Source organism: Nocardioides sp. Bht2 (assembly GCF_047308515.1).
Taxonomy (GTDB): Bacteria; Actinomycetota; Actinomycetes; order Propionibacteriales; family Nocardioidaceae; genus Nocardioides.
Genome location: NZ_JBLBWI010000001.1, coordinates 341,712 through 365,219, shown reverse-complemented (window position 1 = coordinate 365,219; position 23,508 = coordinate 341,712). Strand labels below are relative to the sequence as shown.

Genomic DNA, 23,508 nt, shown 5'->3' with positions numbered 1-23,508 from the left:
AGGTGGTGATGGAGGGGAGGAGCGGCCCGCCTGCGGATGCCGCCGCGTTGCTGGACGCCGTCGTGGCGATCGGGTCCGACCTGGACCTGCACAGTGTGCTGCGCCGGATCACCGAGACCTCCTGCGCGCTGACCGGCGCCCGGTACGGCTTCCTCGCGATCCTCAACGACGACGGGGAGGTGCTCGACTTCGTCACCCACGGGATGAGCGACCACGTGGCGATGGCGATCGCCCGGCTGCCGGAGGCGGTCGGCCTGTTGGGCCTGATCACCCGTAGCCCGCGCGCGGTCCGGCTCCGCGACCTGTCGCAACACCCCACCTCAGCAGGCTTCCCGAGCAACCACCCGCAGATGACCACCTTCCTCGGCATGCAGGTCCGGGTCCGGGGCAAGGTCTTCGGCAACCTCTACCTGACCGAGAAGCAGGGCGGTGAGGAGTTCACCGAGTCCGACGAGGCGTTCGTCGAAGCGCTCGCCGGAGCAGCCGGTTACGTGGTCGACAACGCCCGCGCCTACGCGCTCAGCGAGGTGCGGCGCAAGTGGTTGTTGGCCTCCAACGCCGTCACCGAGCGACTGCAGACCACCGACGACATCGGCGACGTCCTCGACCTGGTGGTCCGCGGTGCGCGCGAGGCGAGCGGCGGGGCGTTGGCCGCGCTGGTCCTGCCGACCGGTGGTGGCCCGCCGGTCGTGGTCGCCACGGACTGTGACGAGCCCGGCGGTCTCGCCGATCGCCTTGCGCCGTTGACCGCAGACATCGACGGGCTGTTGCCGCACGACCCGATGGTGGTTCGTCGTCACCAGACCCACGGCACCGTCGTCCTGACGCCGATGCGGGTCAAGCTCGCCGAGCGTGCGGTCCTGGTGATCTGGTTGGCGTCGGGGCGCGGCAGTCTGGAGCCGGGCACCGACGAGATGCTCGCGGTCTACAGCGACCAGGCCTCGTTGGCGTTCGACCGTGCGGAGGCCGTCGCCGACCGCGAGACCCTGGTACTGACCACCGACCGTGAACGGATCGCGCGTGATCTGCACGACGTGGTGATCCAACGGATCTTCGCCACCGGGCTCCAGCTCCAGGGCCTGCGACCGAGGATCTCCGACGACGAGGCCCGCGAGCGGATAGATACCGCCGTGGCGGATCTCGACACCACGATCCGCGACATCCGCTCCACCATCTTCGAGTTGCAGCACCGCAGCAGCGCCAGTCTGCGTGGCGACCTGATCGCGCTGATCAAGGAGTACACCCCGATCCTGGGGTTCCGTGCGGTACTACGCACCTCCGGTCCGGTCGACACCCTGGTGGTCGACGACTACGCGCACCACCTGACCTCGGTGTTGCGCGAACTGCTCTCCAACGTGGCCCGGCATGCCGCCGCAACGGCGTGCGAGGTGCGGGTGGACGCCGACGTCGAGGGTGTGGTGCTGACCGTCACCGACGACGGGGTCGGGGTACCCGCGGAGCGGGTCGAGAGTGGGTTGAGCAACGCCCGGATAAGAGCACAGAAGTTCGGTGGCTCGTTGAGTGTCGAACCGAATCTGCCGCGCGGCACCCGGCTCCGCTGGCACGTCCGCTTTCAGGAGTAGGGATCGTTCGGAGTGCTGAGGTCGGGCTCGGGTGCTCCGTTCCCGGTGGCCATCGCCGGGGTGACCAGCGTCGGCTCGAGCGGCGCCGGCGCGGTCGTCGCGCTCTGCTTGGCAGCAGGCTCCGGGAGGAACTGGAGGAAGAGGCCGAGCGCGAGCCAACAGCCCACCACCGCGACCAGGTAGCGGGTCAGGGCGACGTCGAGCGGTAGTTCGCCGAGCACCAACCCGTGCCACAGCGCGGGCGAGACGATCAGCGCGGCAGCAACCAGGACCGGGCCGGACGCGGGGTTCAGGGTCTCTCTCATGCTCCGACCGCCAAGGCGTGTTCACCGGTGACGACGCCGGCGGAGCGGACGTTCACGGTGGGCGGAAGCTCGTGGTAGGCCAGCACCGCGAGCCGCGGCGCCACACCCATCAGCATCCGCCGCAGACCGCTGCGGATCTGCGGGGAGCAGACCAGGACCGGGTGGACGCCGAGGTTCTCGGCCGCCGCCACGGTGCGACCGGTGGCGGTGAGTACCTGCTGACCGAGGACCGGGTCGAGGGCGATCACCGGGCCCTGGTCGGTCGCTCGCAGAGCTTCCAGCATCCGCTGCTCCAGCAGCGGGTCGAGGCTGATCACGTGGACCGAGCCGTCGTGGAGGTAGGGCGCCACGATCGCCGGCCCGAGCGCGGTCCGGGCCGCCTCGACCAGGGCGTCGGGGTCCTTGGTCGCCTGAGCCCGGAGCGAGAGCGCTTCGAAGATCCGGACCAGGTCGCGGACCGAGACCTGCTCGTCGAGCAGGGCCTGCAGGACGCGCTGCACCTCGCCGAGGCTGAGCTGCGTGGGCGTGAGTTCCTCGATCACCACCGGGTGGGTCCGCTTGAGCACGTCGGTCAGCATCCGCACGTCCTCGCGGCCGAGCAGTCTGGCGGCATGCTGGTTGACCACCTCGGCCAGGTGCGTGGTGATCACCGACGCCCGGTCGACGACGGTGGCGCCGCCGATCTCGGCCTGGTGGCGCAGGTGCGCCGGGATCCACTTGGCCTCGAGCCCGAAGACCGGTTCCTGGGTGGGCTGGCCGGGCAACGAACCGAGGGTGTCGCCGATCGCCAACACGGTGCCCGGAGGTGCTTCGCCGCGGGCGACCTCGACACCGAACAAGGAGATCGCGTAGGTCCGCGGCGGGAGTTCCAGGTTGTCGCGGGTGCGGACCGGCGGCACCACGATGCCGATCTCGGTCGCTACCTTGCGGCGCAACGCCTTCACCCGGTCGAGGAGGTCGCCGCCGACGCTCGGGTCGACGAGGTCGATCATGTCGGCCGCGAGTTCGAGACCGAGCGGGTCGACCTGGATCTCGCTGGCCAGCATCTCCGGCGAGTCCGCGGGGGCGAGTTCTGGAGTGCTGGCAACGGTCTCGGACTCGTCGTCGTCCTTGGGCACCTTGGTCGAGGCCAACAGCATCAGGCCGCCAGCGAGGAGGAACGGGATCTTCGGCAGACCCGGGATCAGGCAGAGGGAGAAGGCGGCCACGCCGGCGACCCGCAGCGGCGTCTGGTTGCGCCCGATCTGCCGGATGATGTCGGAGCCCATGTCCTCGTTGCCGGTGTTGCGGGTGACGATCAGACCGGTGGCCACGGAGAGCAGCAGAGCAGGGATCTGTGAGACCAGGCCGTCGCCGACGGTGAGCAGGCTGTAGGTCTGCACCGCCTCGCCCATCGGCATCCCCAGCTGGGCGACGCCGATCGCGAAGCCACCGATCAGGTTGATCAGGGTGATCACGATCGCGGCGATGGCGTCGCCCTTCACGAACTTCGAGGCGCCGTCCATCGCGCCGTAGAAGTCGGCCTCGGCGTGGACCTCGGCACGCCGACGGCGGGCCTCCTCCTCGTCGATCAGCCCGGAGTTGAGGTCGGCGTCGATCGCCATCTGCTTACCGGGCATGGCATCGAGGGTGAAGCGGGCGCCGACCTCGGCGACCCGGCCGGCACCGTTGGTGATCACCACGAACTGGATCACCAACAGGATCACGAAGATGACGAGCCCCACGATCAACGAGCCACCCACCACGAAATGGCCGAAGGTGTCGATCACCTTGCCGGCGTAGCCGTCCAGCAGGACCAGGCGGGTGGCGCTCACGTTGAGTGCCAGCCGGAAGAGCGTCATCACCAGGATCACCGCGGGGAAGGCCGCGAAGTCCAGCGGGCGGTGGATGAAGATGGCGGTCAACAGCACCAGCAGCGCGGCGGTGATGTTGAAGGCGATCAGCATGTCCAGCACGACGGCCGGAAGAGGCACGACGAGCATCACCACGATGAAAACGATGCCGACGGGAACAGCCAGCTGAGTAAGGCGCTTCATGGGCATGACGAGGACTCTCCGCAGGGGTGTTGCTGCAGGGCGCCGTCCATGGCGTCGGGGCAACGCCGTCCTGGCGTCGCTTGGATCATCGGCCGTCGGCGGCCGTAACTGAGGGCTTTCTGCGACGACCCGCGACCGGCACCGCCGGAAGCTCGCTGTCCTTGCGCGGGCTGCGGTGTTCGCCGCCCAGTTGGCCGCGCGTGCGCCGGTTGATCACGAAGGCCAGCACCTGGGCGACGGCGGCGAAGAGCTCGGGGGGAATCTCCTGCCCTACCTGGGTGGAGCGGTGCAGTGCGCGGGCCAGCGGGATGTCGCGGACCAGCGGGATCCGAGCCTCTTCGGCGCGTTCCCTGATCCTGGTGGCGATCACCCCGGCGCCGCGGGCGACGACCTTCGGGGCGCCGCGGTCCGGGTCGTAGCGCAGCGCGACGGCGACGTGGGTCGGGTTCACCATCACCACGTCGGCGGTGGTGACGTCGGCCAGCATCCGGTTGCGGGAGACGGCGAGTTGGCGCGACCGGATCGCACCCTTGAGCAGCGGGTCTCCTTCCTGCTGCTTGTGCTCCTGCTTGACCTCCTCCTTCGACATCCGGGTCTGCTTGCCGATTCGGCGTCGGGCCATCAGGTAGTCGGCCCCTGCCATCACCAGACCGGCGATCGCCACGTTGCGGATCAGCGAAAGGGACTTGTCGCCGACGATGTGCAGCATCGCGGAGATCGGCACCAGCCCACCGATCAACGGCATCAACTGTTTCACCGACAGCCAGACCAGGAAGGCGACGATCGAGCTCTTGATCATCATCTTGGCGCCCTCCCAGAGGGCTTGGGGACCGAAGACCCGCTTGGCTCCCTTGATCGGGTTGAGTTTGGAGAAGCTCGGCTTCACCGCCTTGGTCGCCCAGTAGAAGCCGCCCTGGGCCAAGGCGCTGGCCACGCCGATCACCATCACGCCCGAGCCGAGGACGACGAGCACGATCAGCACGTGCATCAGGCCCTCGCCCAACAGTTGCAAGGCGCTTGCTGCGCTGGGATGTGCCACCGAACGGGTGGTCTGGGTGAAGAGTCCGATCAGGGCGTCGAACTCCCGCTCGATCAGCATCGGCAGCAGCAGCACGACCAGCATCAAGGAGCCCCAGCCGCCCAGCTCCTGGGTCCGCGGTACCTGCCCCTCCTTGCGCGACTCCTTGCGTTTGCGCTCGGTAGGTTTCTCGGTCTTCTCACCGCCCTCCGCCACTAGCTTGCTCCCACCATCGTGGACATCGCCTCATTGGCGAGGTCGACCAACCGGACCATCGCCTCGGGGAGCACCGGAAGGCTGAGTCCGAGCAACAGCAGGGTCAGCCCGATCTTCACCGGGAACATCACGTTGATCGCGTTGAGCTGCGGGGCGACCTTGGTGAGCAGGGCCAGTCCGAGGTCGGTGACGAAGAGGACCGCGATCAGCGGCAGGGCGATCTGGACGGCGATCGTGAAGAACATCCCGAACGCGGTGATCACAACGCCCTCGAAACCGTTGATCTTCGGCATCTCGCCGACCGGAAGGAAGGTGAACGTCTTCACCAGGCCACCGAGGACCAGCAGATGGCCGCCGGTGACGAAGAGCAGCACGGTGGCCAGCATCTGGTGGAACTTGCCGAAGACCGTGTTCATGTTCATCGACAGCGGGTCGAAGCCCTGGGCCAGAGCGAAGCCGCCGAACACATCGATCATCGCGCCGGCCGCGGCGATCGCGCTGAAGAGCAGGTAGGTGACGAAGCCCATCGCCAACCCGATGATCACCTGGGTCAACGTAGTCAGGATCAGCTGCGGAGCACCGGTGGCCATCCCGGTCGGGGCCACACTGGGACCGACTGCGAAGGCCAGCGCCAGCGCCACCATCACCTTCGCGGTGGCGGGGATCGACCTGCTGGCGAAGGGCGGCACGATCGCCAGCCACGCGACGATCCGGACCGAGGCCATCAGGTACCCGATCAGTGCGTCGCCTGCGAGAGTGATCGTCATCGTCAGACCAGTAGGGAAGGTAGCTTCTCGAACAGCTGCTGGGTGAAGTTGATCAGGGTGTGCAGCATCCAGTTGCCGCAGAGCAGCAGCGCCAGACCGACGCCGATCAGCTTGGGCACGAAGGCGAGCGTGAACTCCTGGATCTGGGTCATCGACTGGAAGAGCGAGATCACGAAGCCGATCACCAAGGAGGTGGCCAGGATCGGGGCGCTCAACTTCAGCGCCACCAGCATGGTCTGCAGGGCGATCTCGATGACTTGGGTATCGGTCATGGCGCTATCCGTAACTCGCCACTATGGACTCGATGATCAGCGCCCAACCGTTGACGAGGACGAAGAGCAGGAGCTTGAAGGGCAACGACACCATCACCGGCGGCATCATCATCATGCCGAGCGCCATCAACGCCCCGCTGACCACGATGTCGATCACCAGGAAGGGTATGAAGATGATGAAGCCGATGATGAAGGCCTGCTTGAGTTCGCTCAGTACGAACGCCGGGACCAGGGTGGACATCCCGACATCGGCCCGGGTCTCGGGCGTCTCCCGGCCGGCCACGTTGAGCAGGAGCTCGATCTCCTCGTCGCCGGTGTGCTTGAGCATGAACTCCTGCAACGGTGCGATGCCGTCGTCCCAGGCCTCGGCGCTGGTCTTCTGGCCGTCCAGGTAGGGCTGGATGCCTTGGTCGTTCATCGAAGCCAGGACCGGGCTCATGATGAAGAGACTGAGGAAGAGCGCGAGGCCGGTCAGGACCTGGTTCGGCGGCGTCTGCTGGAGACCGAGCGCGTTGCGGGTCAGGCTCAGGACCACCAGGATCTTGGTGAAACTGGTGCAGGTCAACAGGATCGCCGGGGCCAGCGAGAGCAGGGTGAGGGTGAGAAGCACCGTCACCGAGGTGGTCGGCTTGTCGGTCAACCCCTCCAGATCCACGGTGATCGAGGAGTTGTTGCTGGGACCCTCCGGCCCGCCCGGGCCGACCGGGTCCAGGGCCAGGGTGCTGGACGCCGCCTGGGCGACGTCGGCCTGGGCGGTACCGGCGCCCAGCAGCACCACGAAGAGACCGGCCAGCACCGCCACGGCGAGTGCGACGGCCCGACTGCGAAACCTCACGAGGCCCGCCGACTCGCGGCGGCGAAGGCTTGGCGCCAGGTCTGCGGCGAAAGGATGGAACCGGCCAACGGGCCCTGCTTGGCCTCGCCGATCGGACCGCGTCGGGGGAACCGCGGCGCGCGTCGCTGCCCACCGACCTGGCGGATCGCTCTGCTGGTCAGCAGATCGGCAGCAGGGCTGCTGCCGATCTCGGTCTCGGCGGAGGCGGACGCTGCGGGCTCGACCGAGCTCGGGGTCGCCGCTGCGGCCAAGGAGGCCGCGAAGTCGCCGGCCTCCTCCGAGGGCGCCGGGGCGGTCGTCGAGGAGTCCGCGAGCGGACGGAGCGGCGTCACCGCGGCGTCGCGGAGTTCCAGGTCCAACTCGTCCGGGTCGAGCTCAGCCAGCACGTTGATCTGCTGATCGGTGCTGCCCAGGACCAGTACCCGAGGGCCGACCGCGACCACCGAGACGGCTGAGCTGCGCGACAGCGCTTGGCGGTGGAGCACCTGGATGGTGGCACCGTGGCGGCTCTGGAACTGGCGGCCGAAGAACTTCGCCGTCAGCAGCAGCAGGCCGACCACGACCGCCAGCGAGGCGATCAACCGGATGGTGAGCTCGAGCATCGCAGTTACCCGGCCGTCGCCTCGGCCAGTACCTCGGTGATCCGCAGGCCGAAGTCCTCGTCGACGACGACTACCTCGCCACGGGCGATCAGGCGTCCGTTGACCAGCAGGTCGGCAGGGCTGCCGGCAGCGCGGTCGAGCTCCAGCACAGCACCCGGGGAGAGGGCGAGCAGGTCGCGCACCGTCATCCGGGTACGACCGAGTTCGACCGTCACCTCCATGTCGACGCCGTGCAGCATCTCGATGCCGCGTGCCGGCGCGGTCGCCGTCGCCACAGCACCGGGGGCCGGTGCACCGGCGACGGCTCCGCCGAAGGCGGTCGGAGCAGCGGCAGCCGGTGCCGACGGGAGGCCGGTTGCGGCGTTGCTCTGGGCAGCGGTCGGGTCGGCGACGAACGGCGCGGACGGCAGCGGTGCGGACTCCGCGAGCAGCGCGTCGGGAAGGAGGACAGCGGCATCGATCCCGGTCCCGATCAACGGCACGGTGAGGAAGTTGCCGCCGAGGTCGGCGACGACGAGTGCGGGCTCGGCCTGCATCGCGCGGCCGGCGGAGAGACCGAGCGACGCCGCGGCGGCGTCCAGCGCCGGCTGGGTCGCGGCAGCCAGGTCGAGGCCGCCCAGGGGGCTGGCGGCCAACGCGTTGACCAGGTCGGCCCCGACCAGCAGCGCGATAGCTCCGGTCCGGCTGCCGCTGACCTCGGCGATCACCGCTCCCGCGAACGCGGAGGCGACGTGCTCGGTGCCGGGCTGCGGCGGTGCCACCGTCAAGGGGGCGGCAGCGGGCAGGATTCCGGCGACAGCCGTCGCGGCGGCGGTGGCAAGGTCGGTGGGGTTCATGCATTCTCCTCAGGAGTGGCCACGATCAGGGCTGCCAGGCGGGGCCCGCGGGCACCAGCGGTGGCATGGGCGAAGACGGTGTCGGCGACCGAGACATCCAACGGCGCGGCGGCCGGGTGGCTGAGTCGGACGACGTCCCCGGGGCGCAGTTCGGAGAGCGCGGCCGGGTCGACGGTGGTGGTCCGGAGCCGGACCGTGACGGGGAGCGGGACCTTGTCGAACTGGGCCCGCAGAAGCTGGGCCGCCTGGGCCCGCTGGGCGCGTTCCCGTTCGGAGACCGGCGTCGGTGCGGCCGCCGTCGCGAGGTGCGGCAGCATGCCGCCGAACGGAAGACAGAGCGTCATCCGGTGCGGGCGGTCGTTGATGGTCAAGGTGAAGGTGGCGACCACCATCACGTCCGACCCGGCGGCGATCTGTGCGAACTGGGGGCTGTACTCCTGGCCGATCACCACCGGCTCCAGGGCCACGATTCCGGCCAGCGCGTAACGGAGTTCGCCGAGCAGGCGCTCCAACAGTCCGTTGATGATGCCGGACTCGATCTCGGTCAACGGCCGCTCGGGCTGCTCATCGCCGCCGGGACCGCCGAGCATGTGGTCGACGCACGACATCGCCGCCTGCACCGGGAACTCGATGACGCCGGTACCGGGGATCGGGTCGGCGGCGAACTTCGTCATGTACGTGGTCGCCCCGAGCGACTCGACGTACTCGGAGTAGGCGTGCTGGTCGATGCCCTGAAGGGTGACCTGACAGACCTTGCGCAACGACGAGGTGAAGAGGGTGGTCGCCTGGCGCGCGAAACCGTCCAGCCCCATCTGCAGGATGCGCGAGTGCTCGCGCGAGAGCTGGATGGGTCGCCGGAAGTCATAGGGCACCACCGTGGCGGCCCGGTTGCGCCGCCGAGCTCGGCCTGCGCTCACCGGCGCGGTTGGGGCGGTCATCGCGCGATTCACGATCGGTGCATCGGCTGGGCATGCGGACATCTGAGCGAAACCGCTGAGTTCCGCCCGTACGGGTGATCGAGGTCCTGGACCAGGTCCCTCGCTGATGGCCTAGCTGCGTGTCGGCGATGGCCCGAACGGGCTACCGCCGTGGCGGCTCATTGGGCGACGAAATCGATGTAGTACACCTCGAGAACCTCGTCGTGGTAGGCCTTGCGCACCATGGTGGAGAGCTTCTCCTTGAGCTGACGGCGCTTCGGCGGACTGGTGATGTCGGCGAACTTCTGGCCGCTGTACAGGTCGATCGCCTGGTCCAGAGCGATGCTCCCGTCCACCTCCTCAGCTTTCTCCGAGAGCTGCAGGGCGAGGCCGAGGCGCAGGTAGTGGCCGTCGGCCAGGTTGATCTGGATCGGCTCGAGTTGGAGCACCTCGCCCGGCTTCGGCTCCTGCGGGCCGCTGGGCCGCAGCATGAACCACCAACCGCCGGCCGCCACGGCGACGAGGGCGACGATCAGCGCGATCACCAACGTGCGCCGCGACTTCGGCGGGGGAGCCGCCTCGGCCTCTCCGCGCCCGGTCGGCATCGCTGTCATCGTCATCAGGACTCCTTCGTGGGGATGCCCGTTGCGTCGAAGCCGTACTTGGCGAGCAGTTCACGGGACTCTGGCGGGAGCGACGACAGCACCACGATGTCGACGCGCTTGTTGATGCGCTGGGAACCCGCACGCTTCGGCGGGAGCAGCGGACGCTCCATGCCGTAGGCGGTTGCGGAGAGCCGGCTGTTCGGGATCTTGCCGGCCTCGTTGAGGTGGCGCAGCACGGTGATGGCGCGAGCTGCGGAGAGGTCCCAATCGGTCTGGTAGTACTTCGGCCGGACCGGCACCTGGTTGGTGTGGCCGTCGATCTGGAGTGCGTCGGGAAGGTCGCGCAGCACCGGACTCAGGGTGTTGAGCACCCGGCGTCCACGGTCGGTGAGAGTGGCCAGGTTGGCGTGGAAGACGACGTGCTGCGAGACCAGGCTGACCACCAGGCCGCGGTCGTCGATGCTGGCGCGGACGTCGTCGGCGAGGCCACGGGCGCGGAGAGCCTTGGTGAGCCGCTTGAGCACCTCCTCCAGCCGGTTGACCTCGCGAGCCACCTGGGCGGCGGCCTGTTGCTGCTCCAGTTGCTTGCTGCGTTGGAGAGCACGGTCGACGAGCTGGATCTCCTCGGGGGTCATCGCCTCCAACTCGTCCTGGGGGACGACGTCGTTGAGGGTGACGCTGCCCGAGGCGTCGAGCACCGACGACTTCTCGTGCATCATCGCGCCGCTCTGGCCGAAGCCGGTACGCAGCGAGTCGCGCAACTCCTGGTACTTCGTGTCGTCCACCTGGCTCATCGCGAAGAGCACGATGAAGAGCGCCATCAGAACGGTGATCATGTCCGCATAGGAGATCAACCACCGTTCGTGGTTCTCGTGCTCCTCCTCGATCTCGCGCTTGGGTCGACGCATCTCAGGCCGCCTCGGCGTCCTGCTCGTCGCTGGGGAGCAACGACTTGAGCTTCTGGGCGACCACCCGCGGGTTGGAACCGGCCTGGATCGCGGCGACGCCCTCGATCACCATCTCCATCCGGGCGGTCTCCAGCTCGCTGAGTCGCTTGAGCCGGGCCGCGATCGGCAGCCAGATGGCGTTCGCCGACAGGACGCCCCACAGCGTGGCGAGGAAGGCGGCAGCGATCATGTGGCCGAGTTCGTCGGGCTTGGAGAGGTTGCCGAGCACGTGGACCAGGCTCATCACCGTGCCGACGATGCCGATGGTGGGGCCGTAGCCGCCGGCGTCGGTGTAGAACTTGGCGGTCTGCTTGGCCTGCAGCTTCTTCGCGTGCACCTCGGCTTCGAGGATGTCGCGGAGCTCTTCGGGATCGGTGCCGTCCACGGCCATGGTGACGCCCTTGACCAGGAACGGGTCGTCGATGGCGCGGAGGCGATCCTCGAGAGCGAGCAGGCCCTCCTTGCGGGCGACGTCGGCGAGGTCGACGATGGTGGGCACGATGTCGGCACCCGACTCGGCCTTGCCGGTGAACGCCTTCTTCAGTGCCTTGATGGCGTTCTTGGTATCGGCGATGGTGCCACCGGCCATGGTGACACCGAGGGTGCCGCCGAAGACCAGGAGCATCGGCGGCAGCAGCAACAGATGGCTGGGGCTTCCGCCTTCGAGGAAGTTCGCGAGCAGGATGACAGCGAAGGCAAAGCCGAGCCCGATCAAGGTTGCCGGATCCATCACGCCTCCTGGTTGTGCTCAACGGGAAGCGATGACACCGGGGCCAGGTGCGGCTCCTCTGCAGGCGCTTCCTCCTGCAGCATGTTGCTCATGGCGACCACCCAGCCGCGGTGCTCGCGGACCAGGTTGACGATCGTGGAGGGACGCTCCGCGACCACGTACTTCTTGCCGTCCACCAACGTGATCACCGTGTCCGGTGTCGCGTCGACGCGCTCGATCAGGTCGGAGTTCAGTACGAACTGCGATCCGGAGAGTCGGGTAAGCGTGATCATGGTTTGCGCACCGTCCTTGTGCTGGTTCGTCGGCCATCCGTGGCCCACGGGTCACCTATCGGCAAGGCGACCGCGGACCTGAGGGTGAAGTCGCGCGCTCTTGCCATCACGACCACGCTGCCGAACGATCGGCCCCTGAAATCGGGGATTTCAGGGGCCGAACGTCAGGGACTATCGGGAGGTCAGCGCTTGATGTTGACCAGTTCTTCGAGGACCTGGTCGGAGGTGGTGATCACCCGGGAGCTGGCCTGGAAACCACGCTGGGCGAGGATCAGGTTGGTGAACTCGGCGGCGAGGTCGACGTTGGACATCTCCAGGGCGCCGGCCATCAGGTCGCCGCGGGTGCCTTCGCCGGCGACGCCCAGCTCGGCGGTGCCGGAGTTGGCGGAGGCGCGGAACGCGGTGTTGCCGACCTTCTCCAGACCGAGCGGGTTGTTGAAGTCGGCGATCGCCAACTGAGCCATGTTGCGCTGGATGTCGTCGGAGAAGACGCCGCGCAGGATGCCGTCGGCACCGATGCTGTACGAGGTCAGCTCGACGCCGGGCGGAACGGCGGGCAGCACACCGGCGGTGTCCATGGTGACGTTGATCAGGCCGCCGGTCCGGTTGCCGGCCGCGTCCAGGGCGTATCCCTGCACCCGGTTGCCGGACGGCGTCACCAGGGTGCCGGTCTCGTCGAAGTTGAACGCACCGGCGCGGGTGTAGAGCGTCTCGGCGCCGTCGCGGATCACGAAGAAGCCGTCGCCCTGGATCATCAGGTCGGTGGGGCTTCCGGTCGGCTGCGCCGAGCCCTGCAGGAAGTTGGTCCGGGTGGCGGCGAGCTGCACGCCGAGGCCGACCTGGATCGGGTTGGTGCCACCGTTGTTGGCGTTCGCCGCCGACGCACCGGTGAGCATCTGGCTCAGGGTGTCGGAGAAGACGGTGCCGCTGGACTTGAAGCCGATCGTGTTCGCGTTGGCGATGTTGTTGCCGGTCACGTCGAGCATGGTCTGGTTGGTACGCAGACCGCTGATCCCGGCGAAGAGTGAACGAAGCATGGTGCTACCTCCTGGTGTGCGGCGCTCAGGCCTGGGCGTCGGTTGCTGCGGATTCGTGGATGGTGGAGATCCGGGCCAGCGGCACCGAAGCGCCGTCGACCTCGAGGATGGGGCCTTCGGAGCTGAAGGTGACTCCGCTGACCCGGCCGGACTTCGTGCTGCCGTCCTCGGTCAGGTAGGAGACCTCGCGGCCGACCATCCCGGCGGCCCCGAAAGCGAGTTGGGAGGCGACCATGGTCGCGGTCTGCTGGGCCACCTTGGTCATCTGCTCCAGCGCGTTGAACTGGGCCGTCTGGGCCAGGAACTCACCGGAGTCGGCCGGGTTGAGCGGATCCTGATAGCGGAGCTGGGCCACCATCAGTTCCATGAACATCTGCTGGTCCTTGTTGGCGTTGGCAGCGGTGGCCAACGGGGTCAGCATGCCGCTGTTGACAGCCTCGGTTGCTGAGATCGACATTGCTCCTCCTCACATCTGAAGATCCAGCCCGGAGCTCCGGGTTGGGGTTGAAGTCGGGGTGTTCTGGGGTTCGGGAGACGGGGCTGCACCCGGTGCCGGTCCCGTCAGGTCGGCGTGCTGTCCGCGGCCCTCCGGCTCCGCGAATCCGGAGTTCGCCTCGGTGCCACGCTGGTCCAGGTGGCTCTGGCCGGAGTTGCTGTCGTTGACCAGGACCCGGGTGTCGGTGGCGCCGATCGACTCGAGCATCCGGCGCAGTTCGGGTGCATCCATCGCCAGTGCCTGAGCGGCGGCGTCCACAGCGCTGAGCCGCACCTGGACGACGCCGTCGCGCACGCTCAGGTGGACCCGCACCTCGCCGAGTGCCTCGGGCTGCAGGGTGAGGGTCATCCGGCTGGTGCCCTGGCCGGTGGCCAGGTGCTGCACTGCGGCGGCGACCACCGGCTGGGCGACCTGGGTACCGGGACTGCTCAGTGGGGTCGGCACCGAGACGCCAAGCGGGCTTGACGATCCGGGCACGGTGATCGACGCGACCGGTGCTGTCGGAGCAGCCGTGTTCGGCGTCTGAACGACGTTGTCGGCCGCTGCCGCCGGGTCGCCGGCTGCTAAGGTCGCGCCGCTCGAAGCGGCTGGGGCGGACAGCGGAGCAGCCTCGGGCTCCGGGGTGCGCGCCGATTCGGCCGGGTTCGGTTCGGCGAGTGGGGCGGGGGCGGGCTGCCCGGTCGCCTGCTCGGCGTCGGTTGTGGGCGGCGTCGTCACCGTGCTGGTGTCGTCGGCCAGCAACAGCGCCGCATCGCCGGGAACGGTGGCGCCGTCGCCGGGAGCGGCATCGTTCAGGGTGGCAGGCAGGTTCTCGGCCACAGCGGTGATCGCCAGCCCGGCAGCGGGAGCCGCAGCCGGGATCGCAAGTGAGCCCAGGGCCGACGCCTGCAAGGCCGCAGCCAGGACCGCTGCACCCTCGTCGTCGGCCTCCGCCTCCGCCTCCGCTGCCGTTCCGTCGCCGGTCGCTTCGCCAGGCAGGACGGGAACCGCCGGAACCTGAGCAGCCTCCGGGGTGACCAGTGCGGCGAGCAGCGCCCCGAACCCGCCAGCTGCTGCCGGGTCGGTGCCGTCGCCCGTCGACTCGCCGGTGGCGAGCGGGCCGAAGCCGCCGGCCCTGATTTGCTGCACTGTCATCGTTCACCTCGTAGGTCGGCCATGATCGCGGCCACGTAGCGCTGCGTCTCTCGGTAGGGCGGGATGCCGTCGTGACGCAGGACGGCGCCCGGTCCGGCGTTGTAGGCGGCGAGCGCGAGGTCGGTCCGACCGAAGCGATCCAGCAGATCCGACATCAGCCGTGCCGCGCCGTCGACGGCCTGGTTGGCGTTGAAGGAGTCGGTGACCCCGAGGCCGCGGGCGGTGGCCGGCATCAACTGCATCAGTCCTTGGGCGCCGGCCGGGCTCACCGCTCGTGGGTCGTAACCGGACTCCTGACGGGCGATCGCGGAGAGCAGTTCGGGGCTGACTCCGTACTTGGCGCCCGCAGTGTTGAAGAGGTGGGCGTACGGGGTGCCGAAGGGGACCTGGTCGGTGCCGGCGGTCCGGGCCACCGAGCCGACTCCCGTGGCGCCCTGGTCGGGCAGGATCCGGCGGATCACGTCCGGGGTGCTGGGGACGTCGACGATCCGCACATCGAGGCCGGTCCGCGGCGCCTCGATCATCTTGCCGTCGCCGATGTAGATCGCAATGTGGTCGACACCCTTGTTGCGGCTGGAGTTGTCCCACGCGATCAGGTCGCCGGGCTGGGCCTCGGCCATGCTGGCGACGGGTCGCCCGGCGGTGGCCTGCTGGTTGGAGACCCGAGGCAGGTCGTAACCCAGGTTCTTGTAGACCAACTGCACCAGACCCGAGCAGTCGAGCCCCTTGGTCGGGTCGGTGCCACCCCAGACGTAGGGCAGGCCCAGGTACTTCTTCGCCTCGGCGACCACATCGGCCCCGCTGGGGCTGCCGTCGGACCTGCTCAGGGCGGTGCTCGCCGTCTCCAGTTCGGTGCTGAACCGGCTGGCGGAGGTTGGATTGAACCTGGCGTCCAGCGCGCTCAATTGCTTGAACTGCAACTGGATGTGGCTGATCCGGTCGGTGACCTCGGTGACGCTCATCGGGTCTCTCCCGTCTGCCGGAACTGCCAGAGCTGTGCGGCGACGTCGTCGAGTTCGCGGGCCTCGCGGTGGGCGAGCTCTGCTTGGTGTTCGGTGTCCCGGCGCTCGATCAGCGACTCCACCGCGGCCAGCCGGGTGTGGTCGCTACGCCAGTGCGCACGGGCCGTCTCCGCCACCACCCGGGCGGACTCGGTGGCCTGGTTGCGCTCGCTCAGGGTGTGGCACCAGGCGGAGAGGACGGCGCGTTGATAGACGAAGTCGAGCGCCGAGGTGACCTCGGGCGCCGCACTGTTCGCCAGGACCTCTTGGGCCTGGGCGGCGGCATCCTGGCAGGCACGGTGCTCGGCGAGCGCGGTGCCCATGCCGAGGCGACTGTCCCGCTCCCGGACCTCGCGGACCCGCGCGACTGCCTGCATCGCCTTGCGACTCATGCCGCCTCATCCCCGACCAGGAGGGCCAACTGACCCCAGGCCTGATCCAACGCGGCGGCCTGCTCGATCGGCTGGCAGAGGAACGCCTCGATCTGGGGGAGCCGTGCCAGAGCGCGGTCGGCGTCGCGGTCCGCACCGCTGACGTAGGCACCGATCTCGACCAGTTCGCGGACGTCGCGGTGGGCCGCGAGCATCCGGCGCAGCGCGACTGCGTCGGCCCGCTGAGCAGGCGTGGTGACGGCGGAGGTGACTCGGGAGATCGACTCGAGGACGTCGATCGCGGGGAAGTGGCCCGAGGTCGCCAGCCGGCGGCTCAGCACGACGTGTCCGTCCAGGATGGAACGGGCGGTATCGCCAACGGGGTCTTGGAGATCGTCACCCTCGACCAGCACGGTGTAGAGCCCGGTGATGCTTCCCTGCGGGCTGGTTCCGGCCCGCTCCAGAAGCTGGGGGAGGAGTGCGAAGGCGCTCGGCGGGTAGCCGCGGGTGGCCGGGGGTTCGCCGGCGGAGAGGCCGATCTCGCGCTGGGCCATCGCGACTCGGGTCAGGCTGTCCATCATCAACACCACATGGCGTCCGGCGTCGCGGAACCACTCGGCGATCCGGGTCGCCACGAAGGCTGCGCGCAGCCGCTCCACGGGTGGTGCATCAGAGGTCGCAACGACGACCACCGACCGGGCCAGACCCTCGGCGCCGAGGTCACCCTCGATGAACTCGTTGACCTCGCGGCCACGCTCGCCGACGAGACAGATCACCGAGACCTCCGCCTCGCTCCCGCGAGCGATCTGGGAGAGCAGGCTGGATTTGCCGACACCCGAGCCGGCCATGATTCCGAGGCGCTGTCCGCGTCCGGCCGGAACCAGCGTGTCCAGGGCCCGTACGCCGAGGCCGAGCTGCTGGGTGATCCGCGGGCGTTGCAGCGCCGGCGGCGGGGTGTTGGCGACCGGGACGCGCGGCAGCCGGGTCAGGTCGGGGCCGCCGTCGACGGGCCGCCCGACGCCGTCTAGAACCCGGCCGAGAAGCTCGGCTCCGACCGGGATCTGCAACGGGCCGCCGGTGTGCCGGACCCCGACGCCGACCACGAGCCCATCGGTGGTGCCCAGGGGCAGGCAGACCACGTGGTCCGAGTGGGTGGCGACGACCTCGGCCAGCACCAGCTCGCTGCCCTGGATCTCAAGCAGGTCACCGACGGCGGCGCTCAATCCGGTGACGGCGAGGCGGAGGCCGACGACCTCGGTGACCCTGCCGAGGAACCGGGGCTCCGCCGCGGCCTGTGCGCGCTCGATCATCTCGGCGGTGAGGCGGCTCATCGCAGGATCGCCTCGATCCGAGCCATCGCTGCCGAGATCCGCAGGTCGAGGACCTGGGTGTCGGTCTCCACCAACGCGTCTCCGGGCTGAAGGTTCGCATCGGCAACGATCCGCACCCCACGGGCGGCAAGATCGGCGACGACCGGCTCGGCGACCAGCGTGGGGGAGAGGCGTACCTCGGCGGTCGGGTCCTCGGGCATCACGGCCAGCGCCCGGCGGACGGCGTCGACGGCCGGCGCGGCCTGGAGTTCACGGTCCAGCAGGGTCCGGGTCAGCGCCACAGCCAGCTCGGTGGCCTGGGTCTCGATCTGCTCACAGCTGCGTGCGATCTGAGCACGCAGCTCGTCGGCGGCCTGGGCCAGGGTGGCCAGGGCGGCCGCATGCTGGGCGCCGCGTCGGGCCTCGGCGGCACGGTTGCGCTCGGCCGTCACGGCGCTCTCCGCAGCGGCCTCCTCGGCAGCGCGTCGGCGACCGTCGGCCCAACCGACGCTGTAGCCCTGGGCCTGGGCCGCGGCCTGGGCGGCGTTGGTCAACGCGGCCAGGGTGTGCTCGGTGACCTCGTCACCGAGTGCTGCGCTGGCGCCGTAACGGGTCCAGCTTCCGGCTCGCAGATCCGGGGTCGGCACTGTCTCGACGGTTGCCGAGGAGTCCGCCCGCAGCACGACCGCCTCAGTCGACGAACTCATCGTCGTTCCCTCGCCGGACCAGGATCTGGCCCTGCTCCTCCAACTGGCGGATGGTGCGGATGATCGACTGCTGGGCCTCTTCCACCTGGGTCAGGCGGACCGCGCCGAGCAGGTCGACCTCTTCGAGCAGGTTCTCGGCGGCACGCTCGGAAAGGTTCTTGGTGATCTTGGTGCGGACCAGATCGCCGACACCCTTGAGCGCCAGGGCGAGCTCCGCGGTCTCCACCTGGCGCAGCACCTGCTGCACCGAGCGGTCGTCGAGCATGACGATGTCCTCGAACATGAACATCCGGCTCTTGACCTCGTCGGCCAGGGCTGAGTCGAAGGCCTCCAGACCCTCGACGATCTGGCGTTCGGTGGAGCGGTCGGAGCGGTTGATGATGTTGACCAGCGGATCGACGCCGCCGACCCGGGAGAGCTCGGCAGGCTGGAGCATCGAGGAGAACTTGCGCTCCAGGGTGCTCTCCACCATCCGGACGATCTCGGGAGAGGTGCGGTCCATCACCGCGATCCTGTGCGCGACCCGCGCCTGCAGGTCGGAGGGCAGGCCGGAGAGCAGCAGCGACGCCTTGTCCGGCGTCATGTGCGCCAGCACGAGGGCGATCACCTGCGGGTGCTCGCCGACGATGAAGGAGCGCAGCTGGGCCGGGTCGGCGCGGTGCAGGAACTGGAACGGCAGTTGGACGGCGGCCGCGTTCAGCCGCTCCATGATCTCGGCGGCGCGCTCGGGGCCGAGCGACTGCTCCAGCAACTGCTGGGCGAAGGTCAGCCCGCCTTGGGCGATGTGTGCCCGGGCGGTCGCCATCGCGTGGAACTCGTTGAGCACCGACTCGCTCTCGGAGGCGCTGATCGACTCCAGGCGGGCGACCTCGGCCGAGACGCGTTCGACGTCGGCCTCGTTCATGTGGGACATCACCTGGGCGGCGTGGTCCTTGCCCAGCTGGATCAGCAGGATGGCGGCCTTGCGGACACCGCTGGTGGTGGTCAGGGTGCTCACTTGGGGGCCACCAGCCATCCGCGGAGAAGGGCGGCGACCTCTTCGGGTTGCCGTTCGACGAGGTCGACGAGCTCGGTGTGCAGACGCTCAGCTTCGTTCTGCTCGGTGCCTTCGAGGGCGAGCAGGGCGGTGTTCGCCTCGACGGCCGGCACGTTGGCACGGGCCGCGGCGTCCTCGCGGAGCTGTTCGACCAGGTACGAGGTGGCCTCGGCGCGGGCCCGGGCCCGACGGCGCTGCTGCCACCAGGCGAAGAGGACCAGCAGGGCGACGAAGACGACCAGGCCCACGTCACGGATCAGCTCGTTGCGCTTGTCGGCCGCGGCGGCGTCCTCGGCGGCCTTCAGCTCGGCGTTCATCGCGTCCTCGGCGCTGCGGTCGAACGGCATCGTGGAGACCCGGAGCCGGTCGCCGCGGTCGCGGTTGAGGCCGGCCATGGCGGAGATGTTGCGGGCGAGTTCATTGGTGTCGAGCGCACCTGCGGCGCGGGCGTCGAGCATCACACCGACGTTCACCGACTTCACCCCGCCGGGGGCGGTGACCCGCTTCTCCACGGTGCTGTTGACCGGGTTGTCGCGGGTGGTGGACTCCTTGCTGTAGGCCGAGTCGGCACCGGGCGCGGCGCCGAAGTCGTCCATCTGGCCGTCGGGGCCGACGACACCCGTGGTGCCGTTACGGTCACCGGGGCCGGTGTAGGTCTCGGTGCTGTTGGTCTCCGACAGCGGCGGCGTGTTCTCGGCCGGGGTGAAGGTGCGGGTCTCGGACTGGGCCTCGTCGAAGTCGAGCTCGGCGGTGACCTCGACGGTGGCGTTGTTCGGTCCCAGGACACGGTCCAGGGTGGCCTGGATCTTGTTCCGCATCTTCGCGGTGAAGAGTTCGCGCTGCTCGGCCCGCGAGTTCGCCGCGCCCGAGGCGTCATCGTTGGTGGTCAGCAGCTTGCCGGAGGCGTCGGAGATGGTGACGTTCTCGGGCTTGAGGTTGTCGATGCTGGAGGCGACCAGGTGGACGATCGCCTGGACCTGGTCGGAGCTGAGGGTCTCCCCGGGACCGGTGCGCAGCAGCACGGAGGCGGTCGGCGGGGCCTGCTCGTCGGCGAAGACCTCCTTCTCCGGCAGTGCGAGGTGGACCACCGCGTCGGAGACAGGATCCATCGCGGCGATGGTCTTGGCGAGCTCGCCCTCCATCGCCCGCTTGAACGCGGTCTGCTCGCCGAACTTGGAGGTGGTCAGATCCTGACCGTCCAAGATGTTGTAGCCGGTGTCGCCGCCGGTCGGGATGCCCTGGCCACTCAAGGAGATCCGGGTCGCGTAGACCTGGTCCTTGGGCACCATCACCGTGCCGCCGTTGTCGGCGAGCTGGTACTTGACGCCCTGCTTGTCCAACTCCTCGACCACGGACGAGGCGTCAGTGGCGTTGAGGTTGCTGTACAGCGGGGAGTAGTCCGGCGTGGAGGCCCACCGGAAGACCATGAAGCCGGCCAGCAGCAGGCCGAGGGTGCCCAGCACCGCGACGACCTTCTGCCCGAGGGTGAACTCGGTGAAGGTGTCCCGCATCCGGGCCCCGAAGCTGGTCAGTCCCTGGCGCATCAGATCGGCATCCGCATGATCTCGGTGAACGCCTCGACCGCCTTGTTGCGCAGGGCGACGGTGAGTTGCGTGGTGACGGCTGCCTCACTGGCGGCGATCGTGTAGTCGTGGATGTTCTCCAGGTCGCCGCTGGCAGCCTGGATGGCGAGCCCATCGGCCTTGTTCTGCACGGCTTCGAGCCGGTCCAGGCCGTCGATGACCAGGTCGGCGAAGCCACTCGAACCCTGGACCGCGTCGGTCGGCGTCGGGCTGGCGACCGGGGGAACGTACGGCGTGAACCCGAGCGCCTCGATCCCGGAGACGCTCATCAGCCGCGACCGATCTGCAGGGCGCTGGCGTAGTTCTCCTGCGCGTTCTTGGTGACCTGGACCGAAGCCTGGTAGCCGCGCTGCGCCATGATCAGCTGGCTCATCTGGCTGGACATGTCGATCTCCGGCATCCGGACGTAGCCGTTCTCATCGGCCAACGGGTGGGACGGGTTGTGCACCATCCGCCCTTCGGGGTCGCTCTTGGCCAGGCCGGTCACCTCGACGCCGCCGCCGGCCGACGAACTGGTGATCAGCATCTGGGCCTGGAAGGCGTCCTGGTCGGTGGGGCGAGCGGTGTTCACGTTGGCGATGTTGTGCGCCAAGGTGTCGAGCCAGGTCTGGTGGACGCCGAGGCTGGAGCCGGCGATCCGCAAGGTGTCGAAGGCGCCCATCACATGCCGCCCGCAGCGAGCTTGATCAGGTTGTGGTGGTCGGTCACCGCACGGGTGACCACCTGGTACTGGTACTGGGACTGCACCGCGGCCAGGACCTCCTTGCGGAGGTCGACGTTGTTGCCGTTGGCGCCGACCGGCGTGTTGGTCGCGGTGGACGAGATGTCGAGCCCCTCGAAGCTGCCGTCGGCGAGCGCACTGCGCAGCGACGACTCGAAGTCGACGCTGGTGGCGATGTAGTTCGGGGTGTCGACGTTGGCGATGTTGTCAGCGATGACGTTCTGCCGAACCGAGATACCGGTGGCGGCGGCATGCAGCAAGCTGCCTACCGCGTCTGACACTGAGAGCGACATGACGGCGCGACCTTTCGCGGGGCTGCCAATCCGTCGGCGGTGTCGAGCCATCCATTGCTCGGTGTTCTCATTCGGCAGTGCGGTGAGGCACTTGAGGATTTCGGAGAATCCCCTTGTGCAGAGCCAGATTTGCGCCTGGCCCCGCACAGAGATGGACTAGACCAGCACGATCGAGATCTGTCCCGAGCCGTATCCGGCGATCTCCAGGCGGGCGTCCTCGCGCTGGCCCAGGGTCAGCGTCCGGGCCTGGATGTTCACGTCCAGATGGCCGCCGGCCGGGTACACCTCGTAGAGCCGGAGGTGGGTGGCGCCGGGAGCGTTGAAGAGCGAGGCCGCGACGTTGAGCACCTCGTAGAGGTTCTCGCTCAGCGTCTCGGTCAGCCGACCGTCGTTGACCGCATCGCTGGCGGCGCCGGGCGGAACCAGGCCCAGCGCAGCCCCGGCGTAGCAGGAGAGCGGCAGGTCGCAGGCGATCAGGGCGCTGATCTCCAGAGCGTCGTCGACGTAGACGGCGACGGTGGCCGGGGTGGCCGGCCCGGGGGCCAGCGGGGGAGCGGCGGAGAACTCGACGTCCTTGCCCAGCAGGTCGCCGAAGAGGTCCTTGATCTCCTTGGGGGCGGGCAGGTGCTTCACGAGGCCAACCCGACGGCGGTGAAGGCGGCGACGAAGGTGTCTGCGTTGAACGGCTTCGCGATCAGGAACGACGCCCCGGCCGCGGCGGCGCGCTGACGCATCTCCTCGGAGCCTTCGGAGGTGACGAACCCGAACGGGATCTGGGAGCCGGAGCCGCGCAGGTTGATCAGCAGGTCGATGCCGTTCATCTCCGGCATGTTCCAGTCCGACAGGATGAGGTCGGGGTTCTCCTTGGCCGCGAGCTCGAAGGCGACCTGGCCGTTCTCCGCCTCCACGATCTCGTGGCCACCGAACCCGGCCTGGCGCAGGGTGCGGACCACGATCTGGCGCATCACTCTGCTGTCGTCGGCGATCAGGATCTTCATGCTGGGTGCTGCTCCTCGGGGAGATCGGTGAGTTGGACGTGCGCGGTGATGGTCTCGCCCTGCCAGCTCAGATCGAGCCGGCAGCTGAGTTCGGGCCCGTGGTCGGCGGGCAGTGCGGGCTGCCGTACGACGACGGGCAAGGAGAGCTGGCTGGGCTCGGGCATCAGGCTCTTCAGATTGCCGCCCAGGATGTTGGCGAGCTCGCCGATCGCGTCGAGGAGGTCCTCCTCGGTCGGCGGCTCCGGTGCTGTCTCGATCGCACCGGGCCGGGCGTTGGCCAGCATCGCGTTGGCGATCGCGCGGGCGCCGACATCGCTGAGATACAGGGCGATCGTGCCGCGCCAGGCGCCGTCGACCGAGACCGAGGTGGACCAGGCGGGGGCGTTGGCCGGTGCTGCCGGGAGCAGCGGCTGGGTGTCGACGAACGACTCCCAGACCTGGTCCAGGAGGGCGTGCAGGTCCTCGGCCGAAGGCAGGGTAGCGGCGACGTCGATGCTCATGCGGGTACTCCGTCCCGGACCAGGCCGAGCAGTTCGAGCTTCTCGATGATCGCGTCGGCGGTGAACGGCTTGATCACGTACTCGTGGGCACCGGCAGCCAACGCCTTGACGATGTTGGAGTGTGAGCTCTCGGTGGTGACCATCATCAGGGTGATGTTGCGCCACTCGGAGACGGCGCGGACCCTGGTGACGAAGGTGTAGCCGTCCATCACCGGCATGTTCCAGTCGATCAGGCAGATCGCGGGTAGGGGGCCCTGCTCGAGAATCTCCAATGCCTGCTGGCCGTCGCCGGCCTCGACCACCTCGAAGCCGACCTCGGCGAGGATCCGTTTCAGGATGCTCCGCATCGTGCGGGAATCGTCAATTACCAGCGCACGCAT

30 protein-coding genes are annotated in these 23,508 nt (G+C 68.8%); 1 reads left to right on the top strand and 29 read right to left on the bottom strand.

What is annotated here, in order from left to right; translation table 11 throughout:
* The first annotated feature begins 8 nt into the window (after positions 1-8).
* Positions 9-1,583, top strand: a complete 1,575-nt coding sequence (locus ACLM5J_RS01780) for a GAF domain-containing sensor histidine kinase (protein ID WP_413655000.1) — start codon at positions 9-11, stop codon at positions 1,581-1,583.
* Here the strand turns inward: ACLM5J_RS01780 and ACLM5J_RS01775 are convergent.
* The 29 genes from ACLM5J_RS01775 to ACLM5J_RS01635 all read right to left on the bottom strand — a co-directional run bounded on the left by ACLM5J_RS01775 (position 1,574) and on the right by ACLM5J_RS01635 (position 23,508).
* The gene (locus ACLM5J_RS01775) at positions 1,574-1,888 is read right to left on the bottom strand and encodes a hypothetical protein (protein ID WP_413654288.1); all 315 of its coding nucleotides are present in this window, start codon (positions 1,886-1,888) and stop codon (positions 1,574-1,576) included. The genes ACLM5J_RS01780 and ACLM5J_RS01775 overlap by 10 nt on opposite strands.
* Positions 1,885-3,924, bottom strand: coding sequence for a flagellar biosynthesis protein FlhA (gene flhA, locus ACLM5J_RS01770; RefSeq protein ID WP_413654287.1), 2,040 nt, complete (start codon positions 3,922-3,924; stop codon positions 1,885-1,887). Before flhA ends, ACLM5J_RS01775 begins: the two co-directional genes overlap by 4 nt.
* Before the next feature lie 85 nt (positions 3,925-4,009).
* Entirely contained in the window at positions 4,010-5,158 is a 1,149-nt protein-coding gene (locus tag ACLM5J_RS01765; protein ID WP_413654286.1) for a flagellar biosynthesis protein FlhB, read from the bottom strand.
* The gene (locus ACLM5J_RS01760) at positions 5,158-5,925 is read right to left on the bottom strand and encodes a flagellar biosynthetic protein FliR (protein WP_413654285.1); all 768 of its coding nucleotides are present in this window, start codon (positions 5,923-5,925) and stop codon (positions 5,158-5,160) included. The genes ACLM5J_RS01765 and ACLM5J_RS01760 overlap by 1 nt, the downstream gene beginning before the upstream one ends.
* Before the next feature lie 2 nt (positions 5,926-5,927).
* Positions 5,928-6,197 (bottom strand): flagellar biosynthesis protein FliQ, encoded by a 270-nt coding sequence (fliQ, locus tag ACLM5J_RS01755; protein ID WP_413654284.1) that lies wholly within the window; start codon positions 6,195-6,197, stop codon positions 5,928-5,930.
* 4 nt (positions 6,198-6,201) lie between these two features.
* Positions 6,202-7,032 carry a flagellar type III secretion system pore protein FliP gene (fliP, locus tag ACLM5J_RS01750; RefSeq protein ID WP_413654283.1) on the bottom strand — a complete coding sequence of 277 codons (831 nt, stop codon included), beginning with the start codon at positions 7,030-7,032 and terminating at the stop codon, positions 6,202-6,204.
* Entirely contained in the window at positions 7,029-7,634 is a 606-nt protein-coding gene (locus tag ACLM5J_RS01745; RefSeq protein WP_413654282.1) for a flagellar biosynthetic protein FliO, read from the bottom strand. The genes fliP and ACLM5J_RS01745 overlap by 4 nt, the downstream gene beginning before the upstream one ends.
* A gap of 5 nt (positions 7,635-7,639) precedes the next feature.
* Complete coding sequence (gene fliN / locus ACLM5J_RS01740) at positions 7,640-8,470, bottom strand: flagellar motor switch protein FliN (protein WP_413654281.1); 831 nt, start codon at positions 8,468-8,470, stop codon at positions 7,640-7,642.
* On the bottom strand, positions 8,467-9,408 hold the full coding sequence (locus tag ACLM5J_RS01735; RefSeq protein ID WP_413654280.1) for a flagellar motor switch protein FliM: 942 nt from the start codon (positions 9,406-9,408) through the stop codon (positions 8,467-8,469). Before ACLM5J_RS01735 ends, fliN begins: the two co-directional genes overlap by 4 nt.
* 158 nt (positions 9,409-9,566) lie before the next feature.
* Entirely contained in the window at positions 9,567-10,007 is a 441-nt protein-coding gene (gene fliL, locus ACLM5J_RS01730; RefSeq protein ID WP_413654279.1) for a flagellar basal body-associated protein FliL, read from the bottom strand.
* A complete protein-coding gene (locus ACLM5J_RS01725) occupies positions 10,007-10,900 on the bottom strand; it encodes a flagellar motor protein MotB (protein WP_413654278.1) in 894 nt (297 codons plus the stop codon). Before ACLM5J_RS01725 ends, fliL begins: the two co-directional genes overlap by 1 nt.
* Position 10,901: 1 nt before the next feature.
* Complete coding sequence (locus tag ACLM5J_RS01720; protein WP_413654277.1) at positions 10,902-11,669, bottom strand: flagellar motor protein; 768 nt, start codon at positions 11,667-11,669, stop codon at positions 10,902-10,904.
* Complete coding sequence (locus ACLM5J_RS01715) at positions 11,669-11,941, bottom strand: flagellar FlbD family protein (RefSeq protein ID WP_413654276.1); 273 nt, start codon at positions 11,939-11,941, stop codon at positions 11,669-11,671. The genes ACLM5J_RS01720 and ACLM5J_RS01715 overlap by 1 nt, the downstream gene beginning before the upstream one ends.
* Before the next feature lie 182 nt (positions 11,942-12,123).
* Positions 12,124-12,978: a flagellar hook-basal body complex protein gene (locus tag ACLM5J_RS01710; protein ID WP_413654275.1), complete on the bottom strand. Its 855-nt coding sequence runs from the start codon at positions 12,976-12,978 to the stop codon at positions 12,124-12,126.
* A gap of 25 nt (positions 12,979-13,003) precedes the next feature.
* Entirely contained in the window at positions 13,004-13,435 is a 432-nt protein-coding gene (locus tag ACLM5J_RS01705) for a flagellar hook capping FlgD N-terminal domain-containing protein (protein ID WP_413654274.1), read from the bottom strand.
* A gap of 9 nt (positions 13,436-13,444) precedes the next feature.
* Positions 13,445-14,608: a flagellar hook-length control protein FliK gene (locus tag ACLM5J_RS01700; protein ID WP_413654273.1), complete on the bottom strand. Its 1,164-nt coding sequence runs from the start codon at positions 14,606-14,608 to the stop codon at positions 13,445-13,447.
* Positions 14,605-15,570, bottom strand: a complete 966-nt coding sequence (locus ACLM5J_RS01695; RefSeq protein WP_413654272.1) for a transglycosylase SLT domain-containing protein — start codon at positions 15,568-15,570, stop codon at positions 14,605-14,607. The genes ACLM5J_RS01700 and ACLM5J_RS01695 overlap by 4 nt, the downstream gene beginning before the upstream one ends.
* Positions 15,567-16,001, bottom strand: a complete 435-nt coding sequence (locus tag ACLM5J_RS01690; RefSeq protein WP_413654271.1) for a flagellar FliJ family protein — start codon at positions 15,999-16,001, stop codon at positions 15,567-15,569. Before ACLM5J_RS01690 ends, ACLM5J_RS01695 begins: the two co-directional genes overlap by 4 nt.
* Positions 15,998-17,311: a FliI/YscN family ATPase gene (locus ACLM5J_RS01685; RefSeq protein ID WP_413654270.1), complete on the bottom strand. Its 1,314-nt coding sequence runs from the start codon at positions 17,309-17,311 to the stop codon at positions 15,998-16,000. Before ACLM5J_RS01685 ends, ACLM5J_RS01690 begins: the two co-directional genes overlap by 4 nt.
* Complete coding sequence (locus tag ACLM5J_RS01680) at positions 17,308-17,997, bottom strand: FliH/SctL family protein (RefSeq protein ID WP_413654269.1); 690 nt, start codon at positions 17,995-17,997, stop codon at positions 17,308-17,310. The genes ACLM5J_RS01685 and ACLM5J_RS01680 overlap by 4 nt, the downstream gene beginning before the upstream one ends.
* Positions 17,981-18,994: a flagellar motor switch protein FliG gene (fliG, locus tag ACLM5J_RS01675; protein WP_413654268.1), complete on the bottom strand. Its 1,014-nt coding sequence runs from the start codon at positions 18,992-18,994 to the stop codon at positions 17,981-17,983. Before fliG ends, ACLM5J_RS01680 begins: the two co-directional genes overlap by 17 nt.
* The gene (fliF, locus tag ACLM5J_RS01670; protein WP_413654267.1) at positions 18,991-20,577 is read right to left on the bottom strand and encodes a flagellar basal-body MS-ring/collar protein FliF; all 1,587 of its coding nucleotides are present in this window, start codon (positions 20,575-20,577) and stop codon (positions 18,991-18,993) included. Before fliF ends, fliG begins: the two co-directional genes overlap by 4 nt.
* Positions 20,577-20,885 carry a flagellar hook-basal body complex protein FliE gene (gene fliE / locus ACLM5J_RS01665; protein WP_413654266.1) on the bottom strand — a complete coding sequence of 103 codons (309 nt, stop codon included), beginning with the start codon at positions 20,883-20,885 and terminating at the stop codon, positions 20,577-20,579. Before fliE ends, fliF begins: the two co-directional genes overlap by 1 nt.
* Positions 20,885-21,277 carry a flagellar basal body rod protein FlgC gene (locus ACLM5J_RS01660; RefSeq protein WP_413654265.1) on the bottom strand — a complete coding sequence of 131 codons (393 nt, stop codon included), beginning with the start codon at positions 21,275-21,277 and terminating at the stop codon, positions 20,885-20,887. The genes fliE and ACLM5J_RS01660 overlap by 1 nt, the downstream gene beginning before the upstream one ends.
* Complete coding sequence (locus tag ACLM5J_RS01655) at positions 21,277-21,630, bottom strand: flagellar basal body rod protein FlgB (protein WP_413654264.1); 354 nt, start codon at positions 21,628-21,630, stop codon at positions 21,277-21,279. Before ACLM5J_RS01655 ends, ACLM5J_RS01660 begins: the two co-directional genes overlap by 1 nt.
* A gap of 156 nt (positions 21,631-21,786) precedes the next feature.
* Entirely contained in the window at positions 21,787-22,263 is a 477-nt protein-coding gene (locus tag ACLM5J_RS01650; RefSeq protein ID WP_413654263.1) for a hypothetical protein, read from the bottom strand.
* Positions 22,260-22,628, bottom strand: a complete 369-nt coding sequence (locus ACLM5J_RS01645; protein WP_413654262.1) for a response regulator — start codon at positions 22,626-22,628, stop codon at positions 22,260-22,262. Before ACLM5J_RS01645 ends, ACLM5J_RS01650 begins: the two co-directional genes overlap by 4 nt.
* Positions 22,625-23,128 (bottom strand): chemotaxis protein CheX, encoded by a 504-nt coding sequence (locus tag ACLM5J_RS01640; protein ID WP_413654261.1) that lies wholly within the window; start codon positions 23,126-23,128, stop codon positions 22,625-22,627. The genes ACLM5J_RS01645 and ACLM5J_RS01640 overlap by 4 nt, the downstream gene beginning before the upstream one ends.
* Positions 23,125-23,508 carry a response regulator gene (locus ACLM5J_RS01635; RefSeq protein WP_413654260.1) on the bottom strand — a complete coding sequence of 128 codons (384 nt, stop codon included), beginning with the start codon at positions 23,506-23,508 and terminating at the stop codon, positions 23,125-23,127. The genes ACLM5J_RS01640 and ACLM5J_RS01635 overlap by 4 nt, the downstream gene beginning before the upstream one ends.